The organism is Pseudomonas anuradhapurensis, assembly GCF_014269225.2.
Taxonomy (GTDB): domain Bacteria; phylum Pseudomonadota; class Gammaproteobacteria; order Pseudomonadales; family Pseudomonadaceae; genus Aquipseudomonas; species Aquipseudomonas anuradhapurensis.
Window position 1 is genome coordinate 4,033,833 of record NZ_CP077097.1, and the last position, 21,248, is coordinate 4,055,080.

Sequence of the window (21,248 nt, forward strand, 5' to 3'; positions counted from 1 at the left end):
CGGGCTTGCCCGCGCCCACAAATGCCGGTGACACCCACAGCTAGTTCATTTGCCTGCCTACAACACCACCGCCCTGCTACTTCCCTTCACCAACCGGCTCGACCCGCTGCACCACGATCTGCATATGGCTCGCCATGTCAGTCAGTATCACCTCCCCCTCCTTGTACTCCGGGGTGATCATCAGCGAGCGGACAAAATGCTCGTTACCACCTTCGCGCTTTTGCACGTTCTCGAACGCCACGATGATCGTGTCGTTGCGCCAGTTGCTGATGTCGAAACCGCCCGCAGCAACGAACTCACTAATGTCGCGCTCGTCGTTGAACACATTGGCCGGCAGGATCAGCAGGCGTTCCTTGAGAAACACCTGATAATATTGGCGAGGCCCCACCGGCCAGTTCTGCTCCACCACGTGCTCGATGCGCCAGTGATGGACGTTGTTCTCATAAACCACGACGCGCTCGACCTTGTGCCCGTTGCAAGCAACGAGCAAGGGCAATAGCAAACCACCGAGCCAGGTACGCTTTCGGCGCAAACTCATCCCGATCCCCTCGTTACATCAGAGACAGGTGTCATTTAGAGGTTTTAGCCGCGCGACGGTTGAATTTACGGATGTCCCGATACTCCACCAGGCGCACGCGCATCTCCCGGTAACGCTGGCTGTTGATGATCAGCAGAGCCAGCAAACCGAACACCAGGACGGAAATATACCCCCCCATGTGCGGGCGATAACCGTAGCTGGGCAATGCGGCGAGCAAGGCAACCACGAGGATGCCGATCACACCGCGCACGCCCCAGGCAAAGCCACGTACCATGGCGATATGCGAGGCGGCGCTCACTACACCGGCTGCCGCCAGCACCATCACCGAGAGTTCAGGGTCTGAACTGCGCATATAGGTGGAGAACACCAGCGAGACGGTGCCGCCCAGCGCCATGCAGGAAAAGAAAAACTCGGCAATGAACACGCCGAAATAACGGGAAAGGAATGCTTGCAGTTCCTGGCCATGGGTCATTCGTCAATTTCCTCATAAAGCCCCACGGCAACCGACTGCACGAAGCTACTGCTGGCAAAACCCGACAAGCCGCCAATCGAGTCCTTGATCAAGGTACGCGTGGCGTGCTGGATTTGGGTGGGGGTGAAACGCTTGATCGCGGTACCCGCCGCCTGCTTCAGCTTCAGCTGCTTGGCGGTGAGCGACGGGTGCTTGATCTGCAGAAGTTCCTCGGCCAGGGCCTTGCGCTGCTGCCGCGACAGGCTCTGGAACAGCTCTCTCCAGCCCTTGCCGGTCGCCGCTTTGCGTGCCTGCAGGAAACGCACGGTGTTCAGGCTCGATGCGCCCACACCGGCCAGCGCTACGCCGTCGAGTATGCTCATTACCGTCTGGACCGTGTCATTACTGTCGAGCCAGTCGTTCTGCCCAGGGTCGAACACTTCGTTGAACACCCGGTACCCGCCCATCATGCACTGCCCGGTCCCGGCCGCTGCGGCGGCATAACCGACCGCCGTCAACACCATGCTGGCGCCGCCAGTGAAGGGTACGGCAATGGTGCCGCTGAACATGACGACCCAACCCAGGTAGGCCGACAGGCAACTCAAACTGGCGTTCACGGCCTCTGCCATCACCTTGCGCTCACGAGCGCCGGTCTGCAGCTGGGTCATGAACTGTTCAGGTGACTTGTAAGGTGGCGCCTCCTGCAAAATCACGCGCTTGGGCGCGATGCTGCAGATCGGCTTGAATTCGCGCAGGACGATCACGTTGTACTGGGCATCGATGTAGACAACACCCGCGCCAACGATACCCGGGTCGGAATCGATGGCCCTGAACAACTTCTGCTGGTCGACGGTCAACAGCAGCCGCTGGCGGGCCATTTGCTGCTGGTAGCCGCCGAGCACGCCGGACATCAGGTCGGTCACGACAACTCTCCTTGGTTCGAAAAGCCGCTGCGCCGGCCCACGCACGCCCCGTGCAGGTCAGGCGACCTGCCTGGGGCGGCACGTGCACCGGCGCAAGCGCAAGCGCAAGCGCAACGGAGCGTGAGTTACACGTTCGGGCAAGGCACCGGCGCCCAGTCACCCATGTCGGGGCTGCGGCACATCTTGTTGACCTGGTCGACGCCAGCATTGGCCACCTGCTGGGCCTCGGCTTTCTTGGTCGTGGCCTTCTGCAGGGTCTTCTCGGTGGCGACCGCCTCTTGCGGCACGTTCTTGTTCACCTTCACGGCCTGGGTCTTCTTCTTGCCAGTGGTGGTCTTCGGCGGTTCAGCCACGGTCGCTACGTCGGTACGGGCCACGCCGACCTGCTTGAGGTCCTGCTCGTAGGCCTGGGTATAGTTGTCGAGGTTTTCCGCGACGCGGCCGTTGACGGTGGCCAGCAGCTTGTTCGACTCCTGCAGGCCGGAGACGATCTCGGCCAGGCGCTTGCGCCCTTCGGTGTCGTTGATGCGGTTGGCCTTGCGGCCTTCGATCAGGCTGGTGAATTCACGCTGGTAGCAGCTCTGCGAAGCCTTGGCATAGGCCGTGGTGCGGTCCAGGTCGGCAGCGCTCTTGTCGATGTCGGTGGCGTACGAGGCAATGCGCTGCTTGTCGTCGCTGATCTGCTTCTGGCGCTCGGTGTAGTAACCGGCCGCGCCGCCCACCAGGGCACCGCCCGCCGCACCGATGGCAGCGTTGCGGCCGCGGTTGTCGCCGTCGACCAAGGCACCGGTCAGGGCACCGCCGAGGGCACCGATGACCGCGCCGGTCGCTACCGAGCGGGTCATGTCGCCGTCGGTGGCGCGCAGGTGCTGCACCGGCTCGTAGCAGCTCGGGTAGTACTCGACCTTGGTCGTGGCACCCACCTTGGACACGGGTGAGCTGGAGCAGCCCGCCATCAGGACAGTGCTGAAACCTGCGGCGAGCAGCAGGGCGGAACGGGCATGGGAAGCCGTGAAGATGGTCTTGAACATGTCACTCTCTCACGTGGGTGGTTAAAACGGGGGGCCTCATGCCACCCCGCGCTTGCGTCAGGCAGAAGCCACTACGAAGGCCGCGCGGCGGCCGATGCCAGGAGCTCCTTGAGGATCGTCGCCGGGTCGGCCCGCCGGTTCTGGCGGTACTCCCCAACGTGGCGAACGAACAGGGTCGCGCGGCTCACCAGGCTCTGGCCCAGGACCGGCTTGCGATTGAGTTCTTCCTTGACCCGCTGGAACTGCGCCTGGATCACCGCATCGGTGTAGCGCGTGCCGCTGGCCAGGTTGTCGATGTAGATCGCCACCGCGCCATCGAGCGCAGCGCGGCCGTTGCTGATGGCCGCGGCATACATGCGCACGCTGGTCTGGTCGCCACGCGCCTGGGCCTCGGCCTGGGTGTTGCGCAGGTTGGTCAGGCGGATGTTGTAGTTGTTGATGGTCTCGGCCACCAGGGCGGCGGACTGGATCAGGTTGCCGGCCGCCTCTTCGCGCTGGCGGCCGATCAGCGACACGCTGCGCTTGAGCTCTTCGTTGACCAGCCCCAGCTCGGCCTGCTGGCGCGGGTCGGTGGTGGCGGCGATGAGGCTGTCCAGGCGCTTGGTCGGGTCCTCGGCGGCATCGATGTCGTCGGTCAGGCTGGCCAGGCGCCCTTGCTTCTGCCACTGCTCGAACAGTTCCTGGTAACGCGAACGGGGCGCCGACAGGGCCCCGATGGCCACCCGGAAGCCGGTGGTCTCGTTGCGCTGCTCGGTACCGTCAGCACCAAACAGCGGGTACTCGCGGCGCATGCCGGTGAACAGCGTGCCCTCGCCTTCCAGGTAGTTGCCGCCCTTGACCACGAAGCCGCCATAGGCGCCCTGCAGGCGCCCAGCGTGCACCAGCTGGAACGACTCCTGGACCATTTCCGCAGCATTGCCGATCACATCGAACAGCCCCAGCGGGTTCGGCAGCCGGGTGCCGATGGGCATCAGCCGTGCCGCCTGGCCGCTGCCGCCAGCCACCTGGTTGTACACCGCCCAGTCGCTGAGCGGCCCGTCGCTGTCACTGCCCTGGACCTTGCGCGGGAACAGCCGCCCTTCGAGTTCCTGGCGGCTTACCGCAGAACCGCCACGGGCAGCGAACTCCCACTCCACTTCAGTGGGCAGGCGCACGAAACCGATCCCGCCGTCCTCGGCCTTGCTGCCCCGGCCACTGACCGGCAGCAGGTCGCGGTGATACTTGAGCAGCCAGGCACTGTAGACCGCGACAAAGCGTTCGGCCTCGAAGCGCGACAGCTTGACCTTGGGCAGGCGCCCGGCCGCCGAGGTCTCGGGCTGGCAGGCCGGCGCCGCCTCGCCGCTGGCCAGCGACTGGGCCTGGGCCATTACCTGGGCATACTGGCGGGCGCTGACCTCGTACTTGCCAATGAAATACATCATTGGCTTGAGCGGGCCGGCCTGGTCGAGCTTGGGCAGGCTGGGGGCGACCGCCTTCTGCCACTCGGGCGACAGGTCCTGGAGGCTGAACTGGCCATTGATGAAGTCACGCCGGTAACCGGAAATGAACGACTGCTGGTAGCCGGCCTCGCCTTCGCTGAACGGGTAGCCAAGGTTGACCTCGCGGTCGTCCAGGCTGCCCTGGGCCAGTACGTAGACGCTGCGCAGCACCAGCTCGCCGCCGCACGGCAGCGGCAGGCTGACGTCACCGGGCAAGGGCTTGGGGTTGTCCAGCTTGCTGGTATCCACCGCCGCTGCCGGGGCGCTGGCCGCAGCGCTGTCGACTGGCTTGGCCGGCTTGGCCGGCAGCTCCTCGGCGCCCGGCGAACAAGCCGCCAGGCCCAGCGTGGTCAGAAGCAGGGCCGCAGCCCCGAGGCGAAGTTCAGACATCACGGATTCCTTGGCTGGCATCGATGCGTGTCACCCGCCAGCCGCCCACGGCAGCAGCGGCGGCGCTGGCCAGCAGCACCGCAGACAACGCAACGAAGTAATGCATCGGCAACAGGTGGCTGGCGTACTCGCCGGGCACCTGGGTGAAGATCCGGTTGAGGCCCTGCTCGGCCAGCAGGTACAGGCCGCCGGCAACGGCCGCCGCCAGCACGCCGCTGTACAGCGCCTGTAGCACCACGAACAGCAGCAGCGCGGCCGTACCGAACCCCAGCAGGCGCAGCACCGCCAGCTCGCGCTGCTTGCGCTGCACTGCCGCCACTGCGCCAGCGGCGATGGCAGCCACGGCGCCGGCCACGGCCAGGCTGGTGATGACCCAGAACACCAGGTCGAGGTTGCGGCTCAGGGCCTGCACCTGGGCGATCTGCGCCGCCTGGGTCGATACCAGCCATTTGCGTTCGGCAAAATAGGCGCGCAGCGGCTCGACATCGGCCAGCCCCCGGGCATACAGACGAAACGCCGGGTAGATCCGCCCGGCATCGCTGCCTGCGGCCTCGCCCGGCCAGCCCAGCGCCGGCACAGCGCGCCCGTCGCGGTAATCCTCGACCGCTTCGAGCAGGGCCAGCGAAGCGAACAGGCCATCGCGTTCGAACGCCGCCAGCGGCAGCACCGCGGCCACCTGCAAGCGCGTCTGGCGCCACTGCAGCTGGCCGGCCTGCTGGCGGCTGAAGCTGGCCTGCAACTCATCACCGGCAGCGGCACCGAGCTTCTCGGCAGCGGTAAAGCTCAATACCACCTGTTGCAGGCCCTGCGGTGGCGGCACCTGTTGCAACAACGGGTCACCGGCAGCGGTCGGCAGCATCTCGACGGTCACCGCGCGCCCTTGGGCCGGCAGCAACAGCTCGGCGGTGGCAGCGATCTGCCGGGTGCGCGCAATGGCGAAGGCAACGTCCGGTCGCTGAGCCAGGGCCTGGATGAAATCGGCATGGAAACGGCCACCGCCCAGGGGAATGATTTCGCGCACACTCGGGTCGCGTTGCAGCCGCTCGGTCAGGCTGCCGACCAGGCCGAACTTGAGCCCGAACAGCACCAGCAAGGGTGCGATCACCGCAACCAGCGCCAGCACGCTGCACGCCGACAGCCGCGCATCGTTGCGGTAGTCCTGCCAGGCCAGGCCGGCGATCAGCCACGGGCGCATCAGACGGCCTGCACCAGGCTGGCGGTGACGCCGCCGTCGGCATCGCGCCGGCAGGCCATGCGCAGCACGTCCAGCCCGGCCCGGCGCGCCAGCGCTTCGTCATGGGTGGCGAGCACGCAGGTTACCTGGCGCGCCTGGGCCTCGCGCAGCAGCAACTGCATGACCCGCTCGGCGTTCACCGGGTCCAGCGCCGCGGTAGGCTCGTCGGCCAGCAGCAACGCCGGCGCATGCGCCAAGGCCCGGGCGCAGCTGACCCGCTGGCGTTGCCCCAGCGACAACGCGGCAGGCTTCTTGGCCAGCTGGTCATGCACATCCAGCGCCTCGGCCAGGCGTTCGACGCTGCCGTCCTCGCCCAGCCCCAACAGCTGCCGCGGCAGGCGGATATTGCCCCGCACATCGAGGAAGCCGAGCAAGCCGCCGGCCTGCAGCACATAGCCCAGCTGGCGGCTGCGCAGCGCCGCCAGCTGGTCGAGACGGCGCTGGCGCCACAGGCCAGCCACATCGGCGCCAGCAAAGACGAAACCCTCGGCGGCATCCGGCGCCAGCACCAGCGCCAGCAGGTCGAGCAAGGTACTCTTGCCACAGCCGCTGGGGCCGACCAGCGCCACCCGTGCCCCAGCCGCCAGCTGCAGCCGGTCGATCTGCAGGCTGTAGCGCTGGGCACCCTGCCCGCGCGTCTTGCGCACCCCGTGCAGGCTGATCATCACGGCAGCGTCGACAGTGGTACACGGTACAGGGCGTCGCCCGGCTCGGCCTTGCCGAAGCGCACCCAGTTGGCCATGTCGTTGTGGAAGGTTTCGTACAGGCGGATCTTCGAGTCCAGTTCGTCGATGAAGTCCTCTTGTTCGGCCACCGACAGCGACAACCACAGGTCCTCGGTCATGCTCAGCGACTTGCTGCGGTATGGCAGGCCTTCGAGGTATTCGCCCAGCACCCCGCCCTGGGCCAGGTTGGCGCCTTTGCGCAAGGCCCCCGGATCGCGGCTCATGTAGGCACTGGCGCTGGCAATCTCGTTGAAGAAATCACCGGGCGAACTGCGGGTCTTGCGTGCGGCGTCGACGATCAGCTTCAGCGACTGCTGCAGGTCATTGAGCTGCAACTTGGTCAGCATCACGCACACCTGCAGGCTCGGCAGTGCCGGGTTGGTCAGGTCGCGGTCGGCGGCCCAGGCGCTGACCAGCTGCGGCGCCTGGCTGGCAGCGTGCCGGCCGAGGAAGTCCATGTGCATGGCGTAACCGATCGCCTGCGACTTGGCCGCCAGGCTCGCGCCCGTGGCCAACTGCGGTACTGGCTGTGGCTGTTGTTCACGCACCTGGTGCGCCAGCTCGGCGAAGGTCGAGCCGATCTCGCGCACGCGCTCGCCAAAGGCGCCCACATCGCCGCCCGGCACGCCCACGTACAGGTCGCCGATCTGCGGGTTGCTGTCGGCGGTGAGCACGCGGTACTGGCTTTCGGCCGAGCCATGGTTGTTCACCCCGGCGGGGGTGCGCAGGTGCAGGGCGTAGATCTTGATCTGCTTGCTCAGCGCGGCCTGGCGAACCTCGGCCTCGTTCATCTGGGTGCTGCTGTACGGGTCGTTCTTGCGCAGGGCGCCAGCATCGCTGACCAGCAGGACGATGCGCCCGCCATAGCCCGACCAGTCCATGCCTTCCACGGCCTGCATCACCCCGGCAAAGGCATCCTCATTGAACGAGTGGCTGGAAACGCTGGTGGCCTTGACCTGCGCCGCGGCCTTGAGGAAGCGCGCCGGGTCGCGGCCCTCCTCCAGGCTGACCAGGGTCTTGCTCAGGTAGTCCAGGCCCGGTGTGCGCTTGACGCTGTTGCGAAAGCCCACCAAGCCGAAGCTGACGTTGTCCAGTTCGCCGCGTGCGGCCAGTTGCGCCTGCAGTTCGCTGACCACCTGGCGCACGCGGTCGATGTAGGGTTGCATCGATACCGAAGTGTCGACCACCAGGACGATGCCGGTACGGAAGCGGTTGTCCGTCGCCACCGCCGCGCCGGCAGCCGTGGCCGCCTGGCTGCGGGAGCTGCTGCCGGGGTCGATGGAGGCGACGTTGAGCAACTGCACCGGCTGGCCGTCGGCGCCGAAGCTTTCACGGTAGTCGAAGATCGGCATCAGGTAGAACTGGTTCTGCGGCACCGCGCTGGCGGCCGGCTCCAGGGCCAGCACCTGGGGTACCTGGTCGGGCTGGTTCTGCGCCTTGAGCAAGTCGGCGCGGGCCTTGCCGGTGTCGTCGAGCAGTTGCTGCAGGTCTTCGGCCTGGCGCATGAACATCATTGGCGAACGGCCGGAACGCTCGGTGAATTTCAGCACCAGGCTTTGCTTCCAGTCGCTGGTTTGTGCCGCCGGCAACCAGCCGTCGCGCTGGCCGCTGCTGGAGGCACCCACTTCCAGCCAGGGCTGGCCGTCGATGTCCTTGCGCTGGTACACGTACAGCACCGAGAACGCCGGCAGCGGCTCACCCGCGCCGTCGCCGGGCTGGGCCAGCAATTGCGCTTCGGGCTTGCTCAGCACGCGTTGGAACAGGGTTTTCTTGCCTGGCATCAACAACGGCCGGCCGTCTTCGCTGGCAGCTGGTGGCGGCGCGGTCGGCGCCAGCGGGTCACTCGCGGTTTGTGCCAGCGGTGGTTGCGCAACCGGCTGCTCATTGCCAGAGCGCAACCAGAAGAAGGTCGCGCCCAGGCCCAGCGCTGCGGCAATGGCCACGGCCAGTATGGCCTTGGCCGGCTTGCCCGAGGCGGGTTGCGGCGGCGCAGCGGGCCGGGTCGGCTGCGGCTTTGGCGCAGGTGCAGGTGCGGCGACCGGCTTGGCCGTGGCCTGCGGGATATCGATGGACACCGGTGTCAGCCCACCCAGCTCGGCCTTGCCCGGCAGCGCGACCGGCAATGGGCGGATCACCGTGCTGTCCGCGCTGTCGGCTGGCAGGCGGTCGAGTGCAGCCAGCAACGCCGCGGCATCGGCGAAGCGTTGCTCAGGGTCCTTGGCCAGCAGCCCGCGCAGGATATCCTGATAGCGCCCATGCTCGATGGGCAGTTCCGGCAGCGGCTCGGTCAGGTGGGCCAGCGCAGTCGACAAGGCATCGGTGCCCCGGTAGGGCAGCTCGCCGACGAGGATCTCGTACAGCACCACCCCGAGCGCATAGAGGTCGGCGCGGCCATCGATGTCCATGCCCCGCGCCTGCTCCGGGCTCATGTAGCTGGGGGTGCCGACGGCGAAGCCGGCCTGGGTGAACTGGGTGCGGTCATCCAGCGACTTGGCGATGCCGAAGTCGGAGAGCACCGCCGTGCCGTCGGCACGGAACAGGATGTTGGCCGGTTTCACGTCGCGGTGCACCAGCCCCTGGGCGTGGGCATAGCCCAGCGCCTGGGCGATCTGCCGCACGTACAGCAAGCCCTGCTCAGGGGTAAGCCCGGCAGCGATGCGCTCCTTGAGGGTCCCGCTGGGCAGGTACTCCATGGCCATGTAGTACAGCTCGCCGACATTACCGATGTCGTGGATGGTGGCAATGTGCGGATGCGCCAACCGCGCCAGGGTGCGCCCTTCGCGCAGGAAGCGCTCGCAGAAGGTAGGGTCGGCGGCAAGGCTCGCGGCCATCACCTTCAGCGCCACCTTGCGCTGCAGCGAGCGCTGGGTCGCCAGGTAGACACTGGCCATGGCGCCTTGGCCAATCTCGCTGTCGATGTCGAATCCGGGGATCTGCATGTTCAGGGTGCTCTTCAATTCGCCTTCACCACCACGGCGGTAATGTTGTCGGGGGCGCCACGGGTCAGCCCCAGGTGCACCAGGCTGCGGACCACCTGGTAGGGGTCGGCGTGGCCGAGCACGTCGGCGATCTCGTGGTCTTCGGCAGTCTTGTTCAAGCCGTCGCTGCACAGCAGGTAGGTATCGCCGGGCTGTACCTGCACGTTCACCGCCTGCAGTTCGAGCTGGTCCTCCACGCCGATGGCGCGGGTGACGATGTTGCCGCGCGGGTGCACCCGCGCTTCGGCCTCGTTGAGCAGGCCGCTGTCCTGCAGTTCCTGGACATAGCTGTGGTCATGCGACAGGCGTTCGATGCGGCCATCGCGCAGGCGATACAGGCGGCTGTCACCGGCCCACAAGCCCACGGCCCGGTCGCCGCGTGCGGCCAGCAGCACCACCGTGCTGCCCATCATCGCCACGCCCCGGCGCAGGGTTTCCTCACGCACCACGCGGTTGACCCGGGCCAGAGTGTCGCGCAAGGCCTGGGCGAAATCCTCCAGCCCATCGATGAGCGGCAACTGGCGCAGGCTGTCCACCGCCAGGCTGCTCACGTAGTCACCGGCGGCGTGCCCGCCCATGCCATCGGCAACGGCCCACAGGCCATCCCAGGTCAACTCCAGGCAGGCGTCTTCGTTGATCTTGCGGACCATGCCCACATGGCTGTAGCTGGCCGCGCTGTAGTGCACACGGTTCATGCGGGTTGCGCCTCGCTGCCGAGCAGGAACGCGGCGAACTGGTCGCTACGCGGCAGGCCCTGGCTACGCAGCAGGCCAGGGGCGATTCGCTCGCTGCCCTGCCCCCACCACAGGCTCATGCCTTGGCAGGCGCATTCGGCCAGGGCCAGTGCCCGGCCCTGCGGGGTAACGCCGTCCAGCCGCTGCAACCCGCCCACGGTCACCCGGGGCCCCTGCAACAGCGGCCTGGCCTGGCTGAACGGCTGCAAGGCCGCCTCGAAACGCTCGAACGACGCATCCGCGTCAAGCGTGCCCAGCAACGCCGCCTCGACCGCTTCGAACCAGTCATCGGCACCGCCGACGATGCCTGCGAGCGCCACGCCGGGTTCCAGTACCTGCACCACGCTCAGCGGAAAATACCGCCCGACCCGGTCGATGCTCGGCATCAGTACGCCGACCACCGCCTCCGGGCCACACACCCCGGGTGCCAGGGCAAAGCGCCACAACGGGCTGACCAGGTAGGCCTGTAGCCAACCCTCGCCAAGCGCCTGCTGGCTGGCCTGGATACCGGCGGCCAGCCACTGGTCCCAGGGCTGGATGAAGGTCTGCGGCAAGCCGCGGCTGACGAAGTCGCCGCGGCAGGCCAGTTTTCCGTAGAAACCGACGTCGTTCACAGATGCTCCGGCAGGCTGAAACCGCTGACCACTCGGCTGCGGAACGGGTTGAAGGCACTGCTGGCGCGCAGCTCGTAGGACACGCTGGCGCCATCCACGCGCAAGCGCAGGTTGAAGCGCTCTGGCGAGCTGCCGGCCACCAGGTCGGACTGGTCGAGCAGGCGGAACCACGCCCATGGGCCTTCCACCGTCAGCCCCGAACGGCCGCTGGCCGCGGGCGGCGCGATCGACAGGCGGACCACGCCGATGCTGTTGGGGTTGGGCCACTGCAGCGCCACCGGGCGGCTCGGGCCGTGGTCGTAACTGACTTGCTGGCCGTCGAGGTCGAGCAGGAACTGGGTGATGCTCGCGTCCATCGCCACCGGCTTGAGTTCGAACCGCACGCTTGGCTGCAGGCCGTTGCCGCTGCGGAAGAAGGCATCGCGGATGGTCGCCGCGCGCTGGAAGGTGTACAGCACGTTGCTGCCGATGCCCAGCTTCTGCGCCGCGCCCGGCTGCCAGCTCCACGGTGTGCTGGAGGTATTGACGTAGGGTTGCAGGTACTTGCGGAAGTAGTTGTCCATCACCCCGCCGACGCCGAAGAACTGGCCGAAGTCTTCCAGCGTGGCGTCACGCGCACTGCCGGCCACCATCGGGTAGCGGCCACTGAGCGACTGGCGGTAGACATTCAGCACTTCGCTGGCCCAGGCGGCATTGAGCTGGTTGCGCACCCCGCCCATGACGATACCGTGGGTCGAGCCAAGTACCGAGCTGACCAGGTTCTGTACCACCTTGGGCTGGCGTGCCGCGCCCAGGGCCACCCGTTGCGCCGCGGCCTGGGCCTGGTTCTTGGCCTCGCCGAGCAAGGCGTCGCCACTGGCCCCGACCATGGCGCTAACCTGCACGTAGAGCGCATTGAGGTCGGTGAGCAAGCCGTCGATGGCGGCGGGCTGGCCTTCGCCGCTGCCGACCAGCGTGGCCAGCTCGGCGAAGTGCGTGGTCACCGGGTCCTGCGGGCGTGCAGCGGGGCTGTCGACGGGCAGCGGCGCGTCACCGAGCAACCCGCCAAGGCGCTGGCGCAGCTGGTCGACGCCGGCCTGCTCAGCCTTGTCCTGGACCTTGTCGAGAGTGGTTGGCTGCGCCAGGTTGGTTTCACGCGCCACCGCCTGCAGCAACTGCTTCATCGGCGAGGTCGGCCCGGACAACACGCGCAACACGTCAGCGGCCTGGCCGACACTGGTGATCGGCACGAAGTCCAGGTCGTCGAGCAGGGCATCCCAATGACGGATGTAATCCTGGTAGTAGAGCTGCTGCACATCGTCGGCCAGGCGCCTGGCATCGCCCGCCTCGCCCGGCGCGCGGCCCAGTACCCAGCGTTCCTCGGCCAGGGTGGTGCTCTGCGCCAGGCTGGCGGAGAGGAATGCCTGGCGATAGCCCTGCACGGTGAACAGCCCCGGCAGCGGCTCGCTCAGCGGCTTGCCGCTCTTGAAACGAAATACCAGGGCGGCATCGCGCCCGGCAGCGTCGCTGACGCGGAAGTCGTCGACCCCGCTGGGCAGCTTCTGGCGCTTGACCCGGTCGTACACCCGCTGGGCTACCGGCAGTTGCTGCAACTGGCGACGGGTATCGTCGATCAGGCGCTGGTCCAGGCGTGCATTCGGCGGGCGTTTCTCGAACAGCGCCGCCAGGTGCTGCTCCAGGGCCTGACGCAGGTCAGGCGCCAGGTCGCGAGGCAACTGGCGCTCCCAGTCGAGGGTGATCCAGGCCTTGATGAAGTCCGGGTCGTAGTGCTCGGCATCGGCCAGCATCAGGTAGGCCTTGAGGCCTTCGTAAAGGTAATCGGAGGGCCCGCCGGCATACAGCTGCTCCTCGATGCGGGTGACCAGGCGCGGGGCGAAGATGGCGATCAGCAGCTTGCGGTACAGGCTCTGCGATTCGCTTTCGAGCATGTCGCCCTGGTACAGGCCCAGGCCCTCGGCCCAGCTGGGTGGGTCGTCGGCCAGGTGGCGCACGGCGTTGAGCAGCGGCAGCACGTCGACCACGTTGCGCTGCGCGGGGCTCAGGCCTTGCACGCTTTTGCCCAGCGGCTGCAGGCGGCTGTCGACCTCGGCGATGTATTGCTGGTTGGCGCGGTAACTGAGGGTCCACAAGGTGCCGACCAACAGCACCAGGGCCACGCTCAGGGCCAGCGCGCCCCGGGCGATCCAGCGGCGCCGCTGCTCCACCTTGGGGTTGCTGCCAACCAGGCCGCGCTCGGCGAAGGCCACCGCGGTGAACAGCCGCTCGATGAAATAGCTGCGCCCGCTACCGCTCTGGCGTGCCAGGTGCGCACGGTCCAGGCCCATGCTCTGGGCCATGCTGCCGATCAGCCGGTCGATCGGGCTGCCTTCCTGGGTGCCGCTGGTGAAGTACACACCGCGCAGCAACGCCCGCGCCTCGAAGGCGTTGGGCTTGAAGATGCCGTCGAGGAACAGCTTGAGGTTGCCACGCAGGGCGGCGAACTGCTGCACGAAGCCGTAGATCAGGTCGCGCCGGGCCGGGTCGCGTTCCTGTTGCAGGCGCTCGACCAGGCGCTCGCCGAGGCGCTGTTCGAGCAACCCGAACTCGTTGTCGAACTGTGCCAACGGGCCGTCACCGCCCTGTTCGAGGGTATCCAGCGGGAACGTCATGCCCCACACCTGGGCACGCTCGTCCTTGCCCAGGTTGTCGAAGAACTCCATGAAGCCCGGCACCAGGTCGAGCTTGGTCAGCATCAGGTACACGGGGAAGCGCACACCCAGCTGGCTGTACAGTTCCTGGATGCGCGCACGGATCGCCGCGGCATGCGCGGCGCGCTCGGCATCGCTGCCCAGCAGCAGGTCGGACAAGCTGATGGCGATGAACGCGCCGTCGATCGGGCGGCGCGAGCGCTGGGTCTTGAGCAGGTCGAGAAAGCCCAGCCAGGCCGCCTTGTCGACCTGGGCGTGGCTATCCTGGGTGGTGTAGCGTCCGGCGGTGTCGAGCAGCACGGCCTGGTCGGTGAACCACCAGTCGCAGTTGCGCGTGCCGCCGACACCACGGATGGCACCCTCGCCCAGTTGCGCGGCCAGCGGGAAGTGCAGGCCCGAATTGACCAGCGCGGTGGTCTTGCCCGAGCCGGGCGGGCCGATTATCACGTACCACGGCAGCTCGTACAGGTTGCGCCGTTCGTCACCGCCCAGGCGGGCTTTCTTCAGCAGGGCCAGGGCTTCGTCCATGCGCTGGCGCAGCGCCGCCAGCTCTTCGCTGGTGGCCACGCTGGCAGGGTCCGGGGCGGTCTCTGCGGCCAGGCTCTGCATGACCTTGGCCGCCTGTCGGCGTGCCTGCACGATGCGCCAGGCGCGGTAGCCGCCCCACAGGGCGAACAGCAGGATGATCAGCAACCAGCGTGGCGTCGGCGGCGCCAGCATTTCCAGCAACGGCCCGACGAACCAGATGATCAGGCTGAGGGCGATCAGGCCCAGCAGCGGGATTACCCAGCGAATGACAAAACTGAAAAACGCCTTCACTCGACGCCCTCCGCCAGAACGGTGATTTCAACCCGGCGATTCTTCGCCCGGCCCTGCGCGGTGTCGTTCGACGCCAGCGGCTCGGTGTCGCTCAACCCTTGGGCACTGAAGCGCTCGGGTTGCCCGGTGCGCGCGGCGAGGATGCCCTTGACCTCTTCGGCGCGCGCCTGCGACAACGCCCAGTTGGACGGGAAGCGCAGCGTGGCGATGCGCTGGTTGTCGCTGTGCCCGGTGACCCGGACGTTGCCCTTGACCTTGGCCAGCGCCTCGGCAATGCGCAGCATCAGCGGCTGGAAATCGCCCTTGATGCTGGCGCTGGCGCTGGCGAACAGTTCGTCGCCGCGAATGGTCACCACCGAGCGGTCGACCGCGTCTTCGACGGCGACCCGGCCGGCCTTGATGTCCTCGGCGAGGAACCCGGCCAGGCGCGGGCGCTCCACCGGCTTGGGCTGCAGCACCGGGCGGTCCATGGCCTGCACCGGGATTTCACCCAGCGCGTGGATACCGCGGAACACCGGCTCGGCATCGGCGGCCAGCTTCAGGCGCAGGCCGAACAACAACAGCAACAGCAGCGCCACGGCCACCGCCAGGCCCACCCAGGGCGGCACGAACTGGGCCAGGCGGTCACGGCTGACCGCCACCCCGCGCCAGTGTGGCGAGAGTTCACGCTCACGCTCGCCACGGGCGCTGCGGATCGCCGCCGCGGTGCGCTCGCGCAGCGCTTCGAGCTGGGCACGGCCATCTTTCATGACCCGGTAGCGGCCCTCGAAGCCGAGGCTGGTGCACAGGTACAACAGCTCCAGCAGGTTGAGGCGTTCGCGCGGGCTTTGCAGGCAGTGCTCCATCAGCTGGAACACCTTCTCACCGCCCCAGGCCTCGTTGTGCACGGTGATCAGCAAGCTCTGCCGACTCCAGTCGCTGGCACTGCCCCACGGTGTGCTGAGCACCGCCTCGTCCAGCGCGGTACACAGCGCATAGCGCGCCAGCAGCACCTCGTTGCGCACCACCCCGGCAGCTTCGGCGCGGGTTTCGAACTGGCGCAGATAGGCCAGCAACTGCGCGCGCAGGCTGGCCGGCGCCGAGTGGGCGATGGTGTTGCGCAGGCGGGTAAGCAAGGCCAGCAACGGCCCGGCCGCCTGCTCCAGCGGGTTGAGGCCGACGCCCTGGCCTGGCGCCAGGGGCTCGGCCGGCACCTGCAAGGGCGGCTGCTGCGGGGCCGCCGCGGCAGGCTGCGGGGCCGCGCGGCCACCGGGGCGCGGCATGAACTGGGTACGGTCGTTGGCCTGCGGATCGTCCGGGTGCATCGCGGGTTATCCTCGAATGGCCCAGAAGGCCAGGCTCAGGCCGGGGAACTCACCGGCGACGTAAAAGGCAAAGCCACCCGAGTGCTGCAACTGCTTCCAGTGCTCGCTGCCCCGGTCGAGCTCGAAGTAGGTGGAACCGGCATGGAACGGAATCTGCCGTGGCGCCACCGGCAACGGCAGCAGGCCGATGCCCGGCAGCTGCAGGTTGACCAGGTCGCGGATGTGCTCCACCGAACCGATCTTGCTCTGTTGGCCGAAGCGGCTGCGCAGGGTCTCGCTGGGGACGTCGGCGCGCACCACCAGGATGAAGCTGGCGCTATCGAGCAGGCTGCGGTCGGCGAGCATGCCGACGTGGATGCCGTAGGCCTTCTCGACGATGGGAATAGCCACCGCCTTGCTGTCGATCAGGGTCGACAAGGCTTCGCGCAAGGCGGCCATCACCGGCGCGAAGGTCGCCGCCAGGTCGTCGTGCTGATAGACCGGAAAGCTGTGCGGGCGCCGGCCATCGCGGGTGAAGGTGGCGAACTCGCCGGCCAGCGCCACCAGCTCGCTGTACAGCCGCTCGGGGTGCAACGGGCTCAGCTGGTTGAGGTGCTCGACCAGCGGCTGGGCGCGGTTGACCAGTTGCAGCAGCATGAAGTCGGCAATCTCCGACGCGCCGCCATTGGCCGAGGCAACCACCCTGCCAGCCAGTGCTTCGCCACGCTGGTGCAACAGGCCCAGCAACTCGCCGCAGAAACCGGACAGCTGCTGGCTGGCCGCCACGTCGAGTACCGGCGGGATGTAGCTGTCATCCACCACCAGCGCGCGGTCGGCGCGTTTCTCGCGGATGCGCAGCATGCCGAGGGCGGCGTAGTCGCTCAGGCCGTCCTCGCTGCGCAACAGGCGCAGGGCGCGGCTGCCGAGCGCCAGCGGGGCACGGTTCTCGAACGGCGCGTTGTCGTCACGCACTTCGCTGACCCGGCTGATGTAGCGGGCGCCAGCCACGGCCTCGCCTTCGTCGACGGTGTCGCGGGCCCCGGCCCGCTTGAGCGGCAGCCCCAGGTAAAGCACGCCGTCGCGCAGCTCGTCGGGCACTTCCAGCGGTGCCGGCGGCAGGTCGTCACGGGGGATGTCGAACGGCGTGCCGTCGGGCAGCAAACCGCGGGCGCTGAGAATCGCCACCTTGCCCTGGGCCAGCAGGCCCTGGTCGAGCAGCAGCTCGGAAAAGCCCCAGGCGGCTACGTTCAACGGGCGGCTGCGGGTATCGACCAAGTGTTCGAGGTAGCGATCATGCTGTTGGAAGTGCTGGGTCGTGATGAACATGCCTTCCGACCAGACCACGCGATTGTTCCAGGACATGGGGACTCCGATTGCCTAGCGGGCAGGTTCAGGTTGGGGGGTGGCCACGGCGCTGCGCACGGCGCGCACATCGAGGCTGATCTGATAGTCGCGCGGCGGCACTGGCAGCACGCTGCGCCACTGGGCCTGGTCGATCTCGCGATAGCCGACCACCAGGCCGACCTGGCGAGTGGCGGGATCGAGCGGGCGTTCGAGGCGCAATTGCCCGCCCGGCTGCAACAGCACTTCGTCCTGGTCGATCAGGTCGGCGCCGAGGGTGGCCTGGGCGCGCTCGGCCAATGCGAAGTAATCGGCACGGGCGAAGGCCGCGCTGTTCTTCAGCTCGTACAGGCGCACCCGTACCGGCGCAGGCGCGCCGCCAGGGCCCGGGTTGAGGCCGGCAGCAGCACTGAAATACAGGGTCACGGCCGGGCTGGCCGGGGCCTTGTCGGCGACGGGGGCAACAGCCTCGTCCTTGCTGCAGGCACCGAGCAGCACCAGGCTCAGGGCCGCGACCAGTCGTATTGCTTTCATCCTTGTCCTCATGACGTACCGTGGTCTTCCCGGGCGTGCTCAGCTACGTTGCGAACGGCTGCTGTGGGCCTCGTAGGCGCGGGCGAATTCGCGGCCGAACAGCTCCTGGAAATCATCTTCGGCTTCGCGGGAGATTTGCCCGTAAAGCTCGGTGAACTGCTGCCAGCAGTGCGCCTGGCGCGAACCGCCGAACAGCTTGGCCAGCCCGGCCGCAGGTGCCAGGCGCTGCTCCAGGCGCGCCGGCTGGAAACAGCCGAGCAGGTGCTTGATCGCCGCCTGCACGCCCGCCATCACCGCCAGCTGGTGGGCGCGCAGGTCATCGAAGCTCTCGCGCACGGCCTGGTCCGGCGCCAGGAACGCTTGGTTGCCGTGACGCAGCAACAGCAGCAAGGCCTCGTCGGCATTGGGGGCGAATTTCAACGGGTTGTTCTGCACCGGGGCGATGGTCGTCTGCTGCATGCGAAACTCGCCTTTCAGGCTGCTGCGCGCCCGCAGTACGTCGATCAGGCCTTCGACCATCAAGCGGTAGCTGCGGCCGATGGCCTCCATTTGGGCGGCGGCATCGGCGGCGTCGATACGCAGGTGCTCGATACCAGCGCCACGCAGGAATGCCTGCAGCAATGCGTCGCTGGTCGCGGCCGCTACAGGTGCAACAGGCGCTGGCGCGACTGCTGCGCTCGCCGCCGGCTGTGCAGGAACTGCCGGAGCAGCTGGTACAGGTGGCGCTGTCGGTATCGGTGGCAGTGTCGGCGCTGGCGTTGGCACTGGCTCAGGTGCCACGGCTGGCGCGGGTGCCGGGGTCGAGCCAAGCAGGTCCCAGTCTTCCGGGATCATCCCTGGCGCTGCGGCGGCGGCCGGCGCAGCCGGGATCACCGGGGTTGGCGGGATCACCGGGGTTGGCGGACGAAAGTCGTGCTGCTGGGCCGGTACATGGTCGGGCTGGCTGACTGGCGGCACGCTCGCGGGGCCGAGGAAGTCGAACAGGTCAGGCAGCGTGTCGTGGTTCGACGCGCCTTGCAGGAATGCTGCCGGCGCACCGGATATCGCCGGGGCGGGGACGGCCGGAGCCGCTACCTGGTTGGCCATCAGCGCTTCGAAACTGTGCGCCTGGGGCTGGCCATCGAGGCTGCCGGGCAAGCTCGCGTCGATGCGCGCCTGGATCTCGTATTCACCAATGCGGATAACTTCGCCATCCATCAGCGGCTCACTGTTACCGCGACGCAGGCGAATACCGGCGCGAACTAATTCCACACCGTTCGTACTGTCATCGGTTAAATAATACCGCCCATCCTTGAACTGGATCATGCAATGCCTGGCCGATACCAACCGCTCCGGGTCGGGAAGTACCCAGTCGTTGTCCGCCGAACGGCCAAGCGTGATGGCACCGGTTTCCAGCCGCATCTCCGGGCATTGCCCCGGGGTAATCTTGTGGTAACTGGTGATAGTTAGGCAAAGTGCCATCATGCCTCCTTGCATCCGTTTTAAACGTCGATCCATCCATTTGAGTTATTTACCGCAGCCACTCAAATATTGCTGCACCCCTTGATTATCGGGGGTCTCGCGCAAAGCACCGACTATACGACGGGTATGCAGCGCCACTGCCGAGGCCAGCCGAAGGGAACCGGACGAGTGGTGCTCGGTTACTGCCAACGAAGTCACAAGTGAAACTCGGGGGCGCGTAGCTTACCTTGACACTCGCGAATAAATAAACCATAAATGCGCAACTTCGAAGTGCCAAAACAATATCATTGTGATATCACGCCGGCACTCTTTGGAAAGTTTGTGCGCCAGTTCACACTTGCAACTTCGCACAACAACACGCCCTCACCAAGGGCCGATAGGGAGATCGAATTCTGGTGAACGCATCGCCGTTGCTCGCCGCTGTTTCCGCTGACTTCCCCTGCGGCGATGACCTCGAATATGACGCCGAGTTTCTGCAACTGGAGCGTGACGCCCAGGGCCGCCCCGAGCGCGTCATGGGCGATGCCATCCAGCCTGCCGAACCGCCGCAGTGGCGCGATATCGAGCAAGCCAGCACGACCTTGCTGCAACGCAGCAAGGACCTGCGCATCACCCATTTCCTGCTGCAGGCCAACCTGGCCCTGCACGGCCTCCCGGGGCTGGCCGCCAGCCTGGAGCTGATCCGCGACCTGCTCGGCGAGTATTGGCTGCACCTGCACCCGCAACTGGACGCCGCTGACGACAACGACCCCACGGTACGGGTCAATGCCCTGGCCGGCCTCACCTGCGACACCAACATCGCGCTGCTGCGCGATGCCGTGCTGGTGCGTTCGCGCGCCTTCGGCCCGGTCACCCTGCGCGCGGCCCTGCACGCCGCAGGCGTACAGCATTTCGCCAGCGAACAGCTCAGCGCCGAGGAACTGGCCGCCGCCCTGCGTGACGCCGACGCCGACCAGTTGCACCAGTGCCAGGAGGCGCTGCGGCTGGCCCGCGAGGCGGTGGACGCCATCGAAAGCCGGGTCAACGACCAGGTCGGGTCGGAGCGTGGCATCGACCTGTCGGCCCTGCGCCAGCCGCTGCGCCAGGTGCAGCAGGTGCTGGCTGACTACTGCCCCGACGGTGCCGGCACGGCCGCGCAAGCCGTTGACGCGCCACTCGCCGAGCACGATGACCCGCAGCCGCTGATCGCCAGTGTCACCCCTACCGCACGGCCCGCTGCCCGCCCAGGCGAAGTCAACAGCCGCGAAGACGTGCAGCAGAGCCTTGACCGCCTGCTGCAGTACTACGCCCGCCACGAGCCATCGAGCCCGCTGCCGGTGCTGCTGCACCGGGCGAAGAAACTGGTCAATGCCGATTTCGCAACCATTGTTCGCGACCTGATCCCCGATGGCTGGTCGCAATTCGAGAACCTGCGCGGCCCCGAGGACAACTGACGTCCTCGGCCCGCATCAACACCGACGCCCGCAACGAACAGCGCCGCCACACCGGCGACCAGGAGGAACAACGTGGCGAAAGACAGCTCCCAGAAATTCATCGCGCGCAACCGTGCGCCACGGGTGCAGATCGAATATGACGTCGAACTCTACGGCGCCGAGAAGAAAGTCCAGTTGCCGTTCGTCATGGGCGTGCTTTCGGACCTGGCCGGCAAGCCGGCCGAGCCGCTGCCAGCAGTGGCCGAGCGCAAGTTCCTGGAAATCGACGTCGACAACTTCGACTCGCGCCTGAAGGCGATGAAGCCCCGCGTGGCCTTCAACGTGCCCAACGAACTGACCGGCGAAGGCAACCTGAGCCTGGACATCACCTTCGAGAGCATGGACGACTTCAGCCCGGCCGCCGTGGCACGCAAGGTCGATGCCCTGAACCAGCTGCTGGAAGCCCGCACCCAGCTGGCCAACCTGCTGACCTACATGGACGGCAAGACCGGTGCCGAGGACATCATCCTCAAAGCGATCAAGGACCCGGCCCTGCTGCAGGCCCTGGCCAGCGCGCCGAAACCCGTCGACAACGAGCCCAAGGCCTGAGGAGAC

Annotated in this window: 17 protein-coding genes; 2 read left to right on the plus strand and 15 right to left on the minus strand. The window is 67.2% G+C overall.

The annotated features are described in order from the left end of the window. Positions 1 to 76 precede the first annotated feature (76 nt). From HU763_RS18510 to tagH, 15 genes are all read right to left on the minus strand, one after another. Positions 77 to 538 (minus strand): hypothetical protein, encoded by a 462-nt coding sequence (locus tag HU763_RS18510; RefSeq protein ID WP_186688036.1) that lies wholly within the window; start codon positions 536 to 538, stop codon positions 77 to 79. 31 nt (positions 539 to 569) lie between these two features. Further along, on the minus strand, positions 570 to 1,010 hold the full coding sequence (locus tag HU763_RS18515; RefSeq protein ID WP_170031644.1) for a hypothetical protein: 441 nt from the start codon (positions 1,008 to 1,010) through the stop codon (positions 570 to 572). After that, a complete protein-coding gene (locus HU763_RS18520) occupies positions 1,007 to 1,900 on the minus strand; it encodes an Ssp4 family T6SS effector (protein ID WP_170034259.1) in 894 nt (297 codons plus the stop codon). Before HU763_RS18520 ends, HU763_RS18515 begins: the two co-directional genes overlap by 4 nt. A 137-nt stretch (positions 1,901 to 2,037) precedes the next feature. Next, on the minus strand, positions 2,038 to 2,943 hold the full coding sequence (gene tagQ, locus HU763_RS18525; RefSeq protein WP_186688038.1) for a type VI secretion system-associated lipoprotein TagQ: 906 nt from the start codon (positions 2,941 to 2,943) through the stop codon (positions 2,038 to 2,040). A gap of 71 nt (positions 2,944 to 3,014) precedes the next feature. After that, entirely contained in the window at positions 3,015 to 4,811 is a 1,797-nt protein-coding gene (locus HU763_RS18530; RefSeq protein ID WP_186688049.1) for a formylglycine-generating enzyme family protein, read from the minus strand. Further along, positions 4,804 to 6,006, minus strand: a complete 1,203-nt coding sequence (locus tag HU763_RS18535) for an ABC transporter permease family protein (RefSeq protein ID WP_186688052.1) — start codon at positions 6,004 to 6,006, stop codon at positions 4,804 to 4,806. The genes HU763_RS18530 and HU763_RS18535 overlap by 8 nt, the downstream gene beginning before the upstream one ends. Then, positions 6,006 to 6,710 carry an ATP-binding cassette domain-containing protein gene (locus HU763_RS18540; protein WP_170031656.1) on the minus strand — a complete coding sequence of 235 codons (705 nt, stop codon included), beginning with the start codon at positions 6,708 to 6,710 and terminating at the stop codon, positions 6,006 to 6,008. The genes HU763_RS18535 and HU763_RS18540 overlap by 1 nt, the downstream gene beginning before the upstream one ends. After that, the gene (locus tag HU763_RS18545) at positions 6,710 to 9,715 is read right to left on the minus strand and encodes a serine/threonine-protein kinase (protein WP_186688143.1); all 3,006 of its coding nucleotides are present in this window, start codon (positions 9,713 to 9,715) and stop codon (positions 6,710 to 6,712) included. The genes HU763_RS18540 and HU763_RS18545 overlap by 1 nt, the downstream gene beginning before the upstream one ends. An 8-nt stretch (positions 9,716 to 9,723) precedes the next feature. Then, positions 9,724 to 10,443: a PP2C family protein-serine/threonine phosphatase gene (locus HU763_RS18550; RefSeq protein WP_170031659.1), complete on the minus strand. Its 720-nt coding sequence runs from the start codon at positions 10,441 to 10,443 to the stop codon at positions 9,724 to 9,726. Next, positions 10,440 to 11,096 (minus strand): type VI secretion system-associated protein TagF, encoded by a 657-nt coding sequence (gene tagF / locus HU763_RS18555; protein ID WP_186688055.1) that lies wholly within the window; start codon positions 11,094 to 11,096, stop codon positions 10,440 to 10,442. The genes HU763_RS18550 and tagF overlap by 4 nt, the downstream gene beginning before the upstream one ends. Continuing rightward, positions 11,093 to 14,602, minus strand: coding sequence for a type VI secretion system membrane subunit TssM (gene tssM / locus HU763_RS18560; RefSeq protein WP_186688058.1), 3,510 nt, complete (start codon positions 14,600 to 14,602; stop codon positions 11,093 to 11,095). Before tssM ends, tagF begins: the two co-directional genes overlap by 4 nt. Further along, the gene (locus tag HU763_RS18565; protein WP_186688060.1) at positions 14,599 to 15,906 is read right to left on the minus strand and encodes a DotU family type VI secretion system protein; all 1,308 of its coding nucleotides are present in this window, start codon (positions 15,904 to 15,906) and stop codon (positions 14,599 to 14,601) included. Before HU763_RS18565 ends, tssM begins: the two co-directional genes overlap by 4 nt. 6 nt (positions 15,907 to 15,912) lie before the next feature. Beyond that, positions 15,913 to 17,247, minus strand: coding sequence for a type VI secretion system baseplate subunit TssK (gene tssK, locus HU763_RS18570; protein WP_186688066.1), 1,335 nt, complete (start codon positions 17,245 to 17,247; stop codon positions 15,913 to 15,915). A gap of 15 nt (positions 17,248 to 17,262) precedes the next feature. After that, a complete protein-coding gene (tssJ, locus tag HU763_RS18575) occupies positions 17,263 to 17,760 on the minus strand; it encodes a type VI secretion system lipoprotein TssJ (protein ID WP_170031675.1) in 498 nt (165 codons plus the stop codon). Positions 17,761 to 17,799: 39 nt separating this feature from the next. Then, entirely contained in the window at positions 17,800 to 19,221 is a 1,422-nt protein-coding gene (gene tagH, locus HU763_RS18580) for a type VI secretion system-associated FHA domain protein TagH (RefSeq protein ID WP_186688067.1), read from the minus strand. Between the two features lie 395 nt (positions 19,222 to 19,616). Here tagH and tssA point away from each other — a divergent pair, with 395 nt between their 5' ends. Then, positions 19,617 to 20,654 (plus strand): type VI secretion system protein TssA, encoded by a 1,038-nt coding sequence (tssA, locus tag HU763_RS18585; RefSeq protein WP_186688075.1) that lies wholly within the window; start codon positions 19,617 to 19,619, stop codon positions 20,652 to 20,654. Positions 20,655 to 20,726: 72 nt separating this feature from the next. Then, entirely contained in the window at positions 20,727 to 21,242 is a 516-nt protein-coding gene (tssB, locus tag HU763_RS18590) for a type VI secretion system contractile sheath small subunit (RefSeq protein ID WP_025340314.1), read from the plus strand. Positions 21,243 to 21,248 lie beyond the last annotated feature (6 nt).